Source organism: Chitinophaga filiformis (assembly GCF_021646545.1).
Taxonomy (GTDB): domain Bacteria; phylum Bacteroidota; class Bacteroidia; order Chitinophagales; family Chitinophagaceae; genus Chitinophaga; species Chitinophaga filiformis_A.
This window is the reverse complement of the sequence record NZ_JAKIRP010000018.1, coordinates 171784-181163: the sequence shown is the minus strand read 5'-3', so window position 1 is coordinate 181163 and position 9380 is coordinate 171784. Positions and strand designations below refer to the sequence as shown.

Below are 9380 nucleotides of genomic sequence, written 5' to 3'. Positions count from 1 at the left end.
GCTGGTTACGATTATTGTTCAGGAAAATAAATACAGCCAGCGACAATGGGTCTACCTTCATCTGCTCTCTAGCGATAGATGCCAGGCTATAAAAGCTCTTGTTGATGTTAATAGGGGATCTGTAAAGAAAATACCTGCATTCTGGGTTTAAAGCAATCATCTTTATGCGGATAATAGTTCTTTTAAGAAAGACACCGGAACAGGATGGTTAAGTATGAGTTTCCTATTATCAGGCAACAAGTATTCAGCAAAAGGAATTACAGGCTTCGCTCTTTCTGGGACCAGGGTAACAAAAGAACCAGGCTGATTTACTTTGGATTTTCTCTTACGCCCCATATCGAATTGCTTTATCCAGTTCTTCAACGCATTTACTGATATCTGCTTTTGTTCACAGAATACTTTCATCTTCAGGTTACTTTGCTGCCATTCAGAAAGTAACCGCTTCTTTTCAGTGACAGACATACACACCGCTGCCGCTTCTATTGGTTGCGATAAATCTTGGCTCATAATGAGCGCAAACTAGTCACTTCCGATGATTAAGGGAAGATGCTGTTGCTCGTGGGGATACAAGATAGCGATTGGCAATGTTCTTCATGATTTCGCCGCCTTGGGAATGGTATTCCTGGTAGTTGTCGTTGGTGGATCATAACTTCATTTTCTTCTTTTCCAGGTCTTCTATCTTCCTGGTCAGGTCTGCCTTAATTTCTTTAAAGTCTTCTGCGGTAAACTCATCGTCCAGGCTCAAAGAACGGGCGTTTTGTATTCTTATATATAGCTTGTCTATTTCTGCTTGTGTCTCTTTTAACAAAGAAATAATACATTCCTTGTTGAAATTGCCTACAATCCAGAAAAGCAATTACAGAAGCCGGTTTATCTGAACAATGTTTGGTACCGGCAGATGGAGAAATATTCCTTACAGTATAACACCAAATAAGACACAGTCTACAAAAAGCTACGGTTAGCTTTACTTGTAGTTGCTATAAATAAACTACAAGTAAAGCTAACCGTGGCACATTGGTTCCTTATTGTACTTTCAGGAACTGGAAATGTCTCGTTTTACCCGATTTTCTTCTCGTCTCTACAAAGTACATACCGCCTGGCAGGTTGGATACATTGATGATGATCTTTTCCTGTCGGCTGGTATTGTTCATCGTCAGTACCCTTATACCTAAAGTGTTAAACACAGTAACAGTGGATACCTGGTCCAATCGGTTTTCGTCCTGGATATAGAGCGTCGAGCTTACAGGATTTGGATACCAGCGGTAGCCAGCACCAACTGACGGAGTTGCGGGCGTAGACGTAGGCACATTCATCCTTATGGCAATTGAATTGCTTACAGCGATGCAATCTGGATAGGGCTTACCTATACACCTGACTTTATCGCCGCTTGTAACCGGTGCGTAGTTTATCGTGGCCATGGTAGCATCACTGATGTCCTTCCAGGTGTGCAAACGGGTGCTATCTTGCCATTGATATTGTGAATTCATGCCTGAGTACGAGGTGGTAGCTCTCAAGTAGCTCTTAGTTCCTAATACAATCAGCGTATCCCCGGAAATCGTAATACCTGGCGCGGTCATTGTAATTGTCCCGCTGCTGACCTGAGACTGAACGCGACAGACAGCAGGACTGGTAAGCACACACTGAACAATATCTTTGTCCCGCAACGTAGAACTGTTGAACGTCCTTTCATTTGTACCCGTGCCAATACCGTTAACCATCCACTGATAACTGGATACTGGACCGGTATTCCGTGTAGTTGCTGTAAACAACACATTAGTTCCGTCACAAACGGCAGAAGTTGCGGTTGATATGCTTATGGACAGTGCACTCGTATCCTTCACTGCCATTGTAAGAACATTGCTCCGGGCAGGGTTGGGATATGCACAAGTGGCAGAGCTCTTCATCAACAACTGTACGTAGTCGTATCTTTTGAGACCTGAGCTGGTAAATGTCGCATTATCGATCCCCTGGGATACATTATTTACCTTCCAGTCATATACCGGCTGGCTACCAGGATTCTTAACCGTTGCCGTAAATGTAACAGGTGTTCCGACACAGGGTGCGAGGTCGGATGCACTTATCTGCACAGAAGCAGTATCGCCAGTTACATGTACGGTTATAGAATTACTGGTATCACTGCGTTCCACGTTGCAAATATCAAGATAGCCCTGGATCACCCGCACCTGGTCGAGATCTTTCAGTGTATTGGTTGTAAGCGTATTATCCGAAAAGTAGCCGACATCCTTTCCATTGATCTGCCACTGCCAGCGATATTCGTGTTTATAGCCGGTAGAGTCGGTTGCGGTAAAGCTCACATTTGTTCCAAGGCAGAAAGCGGTGTCAGTAGCCGTCACGATTAAACCTGGACGGGTTGTATAGTTTAGTTGCAGTACAAAAGTGCTGCTGTAACGTCCATCAACTATGCACCGGTATTTATAGCCATTCCAAGAGTCTGGCGTATTATTGAATTGCAGGGTGTTCGTGATTTCGCCGGATAGGTTGGCGCTATTAACGACATTGGTAAACCCACTGCCGGTATCCTGCTGCCATTGATAGGTATCTCCGCTGATATCAGACACTAATGTGTTGCCACCTTCTCTACTCGTACACATAGGAGTAATGACCGGAGCATTGACCGTATTTTTGTACACAATGACCTGTTGGTCACCACTAAGGGTCGACGCAGCAAAGTCTGGTTTGCCGTCACCGTCAAAATCCGCCTCCCCAACTGCATGCGCAAAGATATGGGTGGAGTTATCACCAGGTCCATATACCAGGTTGTCTAGTTGGGGAGCACCAGGCTGGGAACTATTCTTTGCAAAGATGATCTGGCGGTCTAATCCGTAATCGCTGGAAATTACATCAGGTTTTACAGTTCCGCTGAAATTTGATACGCATCCTCCCATGCCGTTCGAACTTTGCAGCGGTATCACAACAGGCTCGCCAAAAGAAAAGTTCCCGATAGTACTGTTGTTCCGAAGTACACAGATATAATCATCGTTACAAATAACAATATCCGATTTGCTGTCCATATCAAAATCCACGATTGAAATAGACGTGCCTGAAAAGCTGACACCCGGTGCATTTATTCTGACGAATGGAGCGAAAGAAATATTCCCCCGGATGCTGGTATTCTGAAACAATAAAATACCGCGGGAGGTGATATCCATGGGGTAGGCGATAACATCTTTCAATCCGTCGCCGTCCAGATCGCCGGCAGTGATCCCTTCAAGCGTTTCCGAAACGGCATTGAAATTTTGTGTGACACCAAAAGACAGCGCCCCTGGCACGCTTGTATTTCTCATTACGGATATGAGATATTCTTCAAATGATGCCACCGCAATATCATTCTTCCCGTCGTTGTCAAGATCCGTAATTACCACCTGTTGGGTGCCTCTTCCAGCGGGGACCAGGTACTCCTTTTCAAACGCAACAACGCCGGGGCTACTTGTATTCCGAACTACCTTCACGAACGCCTGATTCGTTGGCATCACTATATCGGGACGCCCGTCGCCGTCCAGGTCGTTTATAGCAAAGTGACCAAATGTAGGGAAGTAAATATAACCGACATTCACTCTTGGTGCAAAGGAAAGCCATCCCCCTGTGGTTGTATTACGGAAAACCGACAGCGAATCACCCTGGCCCACGCTCCTATTTAACACCAGGTCAGGTTTCCCGTCGCCGTCAATGTCTTTTCCCTGCAAGCCTTTGGGTGTTCCCCAGCCTTTATTTACAATAAGGCCTTCAGTAAAAGAATTAGGTGTAAAGTTCGTAGCGCTGTCAGCGAACGGCACATTGAAAGAGGACAGAGATTCTCCCAAAAGGCCATTTTCTTTGTTAAGCACCTGGATGGTACCCAGGCTTGCACCAGCGGGCACAGTACATACAATTTGTCCGGAAGAAGCCGATTGTAACTGCGCCTGAACAGTTCCAAAGAAAACGCTGTTCTGTGAAGCGGTTGTTCCAAATCCGCTGCCGGTGATCGTTACTGTCGATCCTATCATACCCGCTGACGGACTAACGTTCTGGATCACCGGAGGCAGTGAAGCGGGCGGCGGATTATACGTGAATTCGCCAACCGGCGTATTGCTATAGAGCTGTTTGAACGTGATGGTTCCTGTAGCGCCGCCGCCAACGACAGCCGTCATCTCCGTGTCTGACAAAACAGTAAAAGAGGCCGCAGGCGTACCGCCAAATGAAATACCCGATACAGTGGAGAATTTCGAACCTGATATCGTTACGAACGTACCTGTACTACCCGATTTTGGATAATAAGAGGAGACCTGGGCAGTTGGCATTGCATTAAACCACCGGTATTTTGTGAGGGTGTCGGAAACTCCTCCGGCAGAGACGATCAATTGTAATGTATCAATACTCCTGCTGATATCATGTGTATAGGATGCATTATAGCCTGTGCTTACCAATGATCCATTGACCAGCCACTGGTATTGATCTCCTGTTTTGGAAAAATTCAACAGTTGTACCTTACCAGCTACATACATTCCTGTAGTGTCTGTTTTAAAATAAGCCGTCACGGGGGTCCCTCCTCCGTTCGTTGTCATTTCGAGGTATCCATGACCGCCACCTGCCCATAGCTGTGTTGGCGAAAGGCACTGGAGGTCATAGTGGGAATAACCGAGGTAGGTATAATTATTTTCCCTTGGGATCCGTTCCCAGGTTACGCCGCTGTTTGTTGTTTTATAAACCTGGTAAGGGTTTACCAGGGCATAACCAGTATTGACGTCGGTAAACCGCATCTTAACGCAATTGAAGGGAGTGGCCTCAACATCGTTTTGAAGGGTCCATTGCTGCCCCCCGTTTGTTGTTTTATAAAAGTAGCGGTACTCCCCGCTATACATACTTAACCACCCAACGTTGGCATCCAGAAAATACGCATACGTCATGATGCCCGTCCGGGGCAATGTTATCTGCTGCCAGGACGTTCCGCCATTGCTGCTCTTTAATAACCTGCTTGTATAAATATTGGTACTTATAGCAATTATATTATTGTTATCAGCCGCCTCAAGATAGTTAAAAAAGGCGTCGGCCTGTACTGAGTGCACAGACCAGTTAATCCCTTTGTCTGTCGTTTTCAGAATACGGTCAGCATCAATAGCATAGCCAATATTATCATTCTGAGGAAATATGATGTCCCTTATCCCGATTCGCAGTTCCAAAGGATCAAACTGTGAATGGAATACCAGCTTAAACGAATTTCCGCCATCTGTAGAATATAAGATTGATGGAACCAGTCCATAATCTCCATATACGATAATGGAGTTCTTATCGAAGGCTTTCACGCCGTTGATACCAAACCCAAAGGTTATATTGATGTTCGTATAGTTACCGTAATTGACGTTGTTGACAGTGATAAATTTCTTTGTAAACGTTTTGCCGCTGTCGGTCGTATAGCCGATCCAATTCCTGAAAGCTACATATCCTTCATTCGGCGAATAAAAGCTTATTTTTTTTATATCGTTATCTTCATCAGTATCCAGGTACATCTGCCGCATCTGTGCCAAAGCAGGTGAAAGGGAAAAAATACAAATAATGACAAGGGACAAGAAGCCTTTAAAGACTGTTTTCAGATAGGATAGGTACATTAATGTGAGTTTAGTGGCATATAGAATACAAATGTATGCAATTTATTCTACTACAAAAGCCGGATGAATTGGCTATTGACAATACTTTACGTGATTTTTCATCCCCGGGAAGGGTATTTCCGGGAATCGTCGCTGATAGATAATAACTTCCCGGTCTTTCGCAGGCGGTAGCGGTTGCAACTCCGCAGTTCCTTTCCTGGCAAGCCTGCCAGGCTTATTTACGCGCATCACTATGCGAAAGTTCTTCACGTTGCCTGACGAACTACTCTCCTATATCTTCACCTCCTTCAACATCATCCGAAGTCGTTTTACTGCACTCTTTTCATATGCATCCCTCAGTGAAACAATTGTAACAGCCCGTATCACATTTTTTTCCTTAATGGATATAGCAACAAACTCCTTCCCCGGCGCAACCGTTTCAATATGAATCGTATGCCAGTTCCCTGTCCGCACCAGGTCCAACATGGTAGGAATATCATTTACTTCGATAGCAAATTCGGGCACCTGACCTTTAAACATTTCGCGAATAAAATGTTTGGTGTTACTGCCCTGCGTTGCCAATACCAGGGGAAGTCGTGTAATTTCTTTCAAAGTAACGGAAGGTATATGTGATATGCCCGATTTCGCTGACGTGATCAGTCGCATCGGAGAACTAAACAATTCCTCCGTTTCAAATTGGTGCGAAAGATTAAAATCCTTGAATATCAATATCATGTCAAGTTCGAATCGCTCCAGCATTCCTATTAATCCGTCCGATACTCCGTAAACAATTCTCACCTTAATTGTCGGAAATTGATTTGTAAAGCGTATCAAAGCCTGCGTAAAGATATTCCGGAGTCCGTAGCTGACGCCGATAAAGATAGTTCCTGTTTTAAGCTCATTTAAATCTTCTATCAGCAACAGGCCGTCATTTGCTTTTTTTATACATTGGGATGCATAGTCAGCAAACAATTGACCAGCCTCGGTAAGCATGACCCGGTTGCCTATCCGGTTAAACAAAGGTGTTCCTAATTCGGTCTCAAGCTGCTTTATCTGCTGGGATAATGTACTCTGACTGATATGCAAACTCTGAGCTGCTTCCGTGAAGTTCAGCAGCTCCTTTGCTTTTAAAAAATATTTCAGTTGTCTCAATTCCATTACAATCGGTTTTATCGATGGACTGCATCGAAAAATACAGTTTTGCCAATGTAGACATTTCTTTAAACTTTGTGGCAGGAAATATGAACCCTTTTTATGCCAAAAGAAAGAACATAATCAGCAGATCATATTACATTGTATTACAATTAAACACACTAAAATGGCATTCGAGTTTAGGAAAGCTCTTGTAACAGAACAATCCAGGATATGGGAGATCCTGGAACAGGCCATCATTCGCAGAAAAGAAGATGGAAGTAAACAGTGGCAGGACGGATATCCCAATCCGGATGTCGTACGGAAAGATATTGAAACCGGGGTTGGTTTTGTATTGATCGAAGATAGTACTATCGTCGGATATGCCGCTGTACTGATAAACGATGAGCCTTCGTATACAGATATCGAAGGGGAATGGTTATCAAATGAAGATTTCGTGGTAGTTCATAGAGTCGCTGTTGCACAAAATCATCTTGGGAGAGGTTTATCCGGCAAGATACTTGAATATATAGAAGAATATGCGGCCAGTGAAAATATCTACAGTGTCAAAGTAGACACTAATTTCGATAATATTGCAATGATGAAGATCCTGGAGAAACGCGGATATATCTACTGCGGAGAAGTTTATTTTAGAGGTTCTCCAAGGAGGGCTTATGAGAAGATGTGGTCGCAAGAAATACAGGAAGAATAGCACCAGGCAGCTGGCTACGCGCCGGAGATTATATCTCTGGCGTTTTTGCTTGCAGAATCAGAGAAAAATACGTACCTCCTGAACGTTTGTACTGTGAACCCGGAATTGTTTGGTAAACCAATATACCTTGTTTTAAGATACCCATTCCAAAAAACTGCCCCCCTGTTCCTGATGGAATATGCTGGTCAGCCCCCATTAGCAAAAACAACCGGCGCAGATCCGGCCTTAACAGGCAACATGCTACCACTGGGCCGTTCATTCCGAATCGTATCCAAAGGTATGGCGGCTGCCAGCAGTACCGATTTTCCCGTAGCGGGTAATAAGCGTGTTGGCATTTAACGATATTTCCCAGAATTTTGAGGACGTCCTTTCTTGTAATTCGAAATATTGGAGCATTTTTTTAAATAGGTTCTACGATGCAAAACCACTGTTGTTGGCAGTGCACTGAGTTATTCGGGCATTGTCGTTAGTGGAACAATACCTTTGGGATTTCTTTTTATCAGAGCAGGCACCGGGATAAACGTGCTTGTATATCCTCCACCTGAACTCAGCATAAATCCAAAAGAAGTAGAAAGTGCGCAACCATAATCTTTGAATTTCCTGTTCTTATCTCCAAATGGCAAATTGAATATCGCTTGAGTTATTTCTTTCCAGGCTCCGTTTGTTTTTCTCACCCAGGCATTCTGAAATGAAGCAGACCTGCGATGTTTATCATCTCTTGTACTAAAATCTTCTATAAAGGAATAAACATACTTAGGATAACCTTGGGATTGAGGAGTTCTGATTTTGGCAATCATTTCCCAATGCTTGTCAAAACTAACGAAGAGTGTAAAGGTCGTTGAATTTTTGAATGAATCAGGCACCACATGTATTAAAAACTTATAAGTCGAATCTTCCTTCCAATCATAAACATAGTGAGTGTGAACCCCGCTACCCTCATTTCCAAATCTACTATAAACTGTATTTTTCTTTGCAGCAAGCAGAACTGCTCTTGCTGAATCAGGGACTTTCTTCTTATCATTGTCTCCTGAATTGGCATCCCATACAGAAAATATAATTCTTCGTTCCTTTTTTGAAATTGTTTGGATACCAGAGTAAAACAAATTGCCGCCTATTACAGAATAATAGGTATGAAGTGGAGCTTCACCTTGCGGAACCTTTATTTCTGCATACACCCATTCAACACTGTCAATGTTGTTTAAATCATAACTTAAAGTTAAGTAAGGAGCATTCAATCTTTTATCTCCCTTTGTTAAGTAACGGGTGCTGTCAAGGTTCGCCTGAGTAATAATGTTTAGTGGTGATATGGTATTTAAAGAATTATTTATGCCGGTAGTAGAAACATCACTGCCAACGATTTCGAATTGTATATTTTCGTCAAACCAAATTTGTCCTTCCCCTGAAAGCAACGCACCAAATGTTATGGTGGAAGCTGTATCGGGAACATCCAATACTATCTTGTATTCCCTCCATCCAACACTGCCTTTAATTGCTCTATCCTGCATATTGTCAATAGATATGGGTTGTGTCGAATTTGCTCGATTTATGCGCAACCAAAATCCAGACCAGCCGGTAACATTTTTTGATTTTAAATAACCAGTCATTCTAATCCTTTTGCCTAAATACTTACCAGCATCAACAGTTTGCATTAAAGCGCCAAAACCTTTTATGCCTATTTCAATGGATTTTATAGTCATTACAGATTGGCCTTCATGATGGATGCTCCTATCGATATCCATTTCGTACCTTTTGGGTTCACTTCCAGCTTTAATCCAATCAGCAGGCAGGTTAAAAGATAGAAACATCATTGTTGCCAGAAATAATACTGTTGAATACAATTTATTTGTCACCATCACCATATTTAAGAATTTACCAGTCGTTTCCATATAGAGAAGTTCCAATGCATTGCCCACAACATTATATTTCCACTATTACACGCTACTTTTAACGGGAAA

At 43.2% G+C, this 9380-nt stretch carries 8 protein-coding genes; 1 reads left to right on the top strand and 7 read right to left on the bottom strand.

Annotated elements, in window-relative coordinates; translation table 11 throughout:
• The 5 genes from tnpB to L3C95_RS30660 all read right to left on the bottom strand — a co-directional run.
• A partial coding sequence (gene tnpB, locus L3C95_RS35295) for an IS66 family insertion sequence element accessory protein TnpB (RefSeq protein ID WP_410683767.1) occupies positions 1–160 on the bottom strand: 160 nt, incomplete at its 3' end.
• A 2-nt stretch (positions 161–162) separates the two neighbouring features.
• A complete protein-coding gene (gene tnpA, locus L3C95_RS30675; RefSeq protein ID WP_236394267.1) occupies positions 163–507 on the bottom strand; it encodes an IS66 family insertion sequence element accessory protein TnpA in 345 nt (114 codons plus the stop codon).
• A 136-nt stretch (positions 508–643) separates the two neighbouring features.
• Entirely contained in the window at positions 644–856 is a 213-nt protein-coding gene (locus L3C95_RS30670; protein WP_236394266.1) for a hypothetical protein, read from the bottom strand.
• A gap of 166 nt (positions 857–1022) precedes the next feature.
• A complete protein-coding gene (locus L3C95_RS30665) occupies positions 1023–5603 on the bottom strand; it encodes an FG-GAP-like repeat-containing protein (RefSeq protein WP_236394265.1) in 4581 nt (1526 codons plus the stop codon).
• 270 nt (positions 5604–5873) lie between these two features.
• Positions 5874–6740, bottom strand: coding sequence for a LysR family transcriptional regulator (locus L3C95_RS30660; protein ID WP_236394264.1), 867 nt, complete (start codon positions 6738–6740; stop codon positions 5874–5876).
• A gap of 160 nt (positions 6741–6900) precedes the next feature.
• On the opposite strand from L3C95_RS30660, the gene L3C95_RS30655 reads away from it, so the two are divergent.
• Positions 6901–7425 (top strand): GNAT family N-acetyltransferase, encoded by a 525-nt coding sequence (locus L3C95_RS30655; RefSeq protein ID WP_236394263.1) that lies wholly within the window; start codon positions 6901–6903, stop codon positions 7423–7425.
• Positions 7426–7680: 255 nt separating this feature from the next.
• Here L3C95_RS30655 and L3C95_RS35290 read toward each other — a convergent pair whose 3' ends face one another.
• A complete protein-coding gene (locus L3C95_RS35290; RefSeq protein ID WP_410683765.1) occupies positions 7681–7821 on the bottom strand; it encodes a WGR domain-containing protein in 141 nt (46 codons plus the stop codon).
• A 53-nt stretch (positions 7822–7874) separates the two neighbouring features.
• The gene (locus L3C95_RS30645) at positions 7875–9311 is read right to left on the bottom strand and encodes a DUF3472 domain-containing protein (RefSeq protein ID WP_236394261.1); all 1437 of its coding nucleotides are present in this window, start codon (positions 9309–9311) and stop codon (positions 7875–7877) included.
• Positions 9312–9380: the final 69 nt, after the last annotated feature.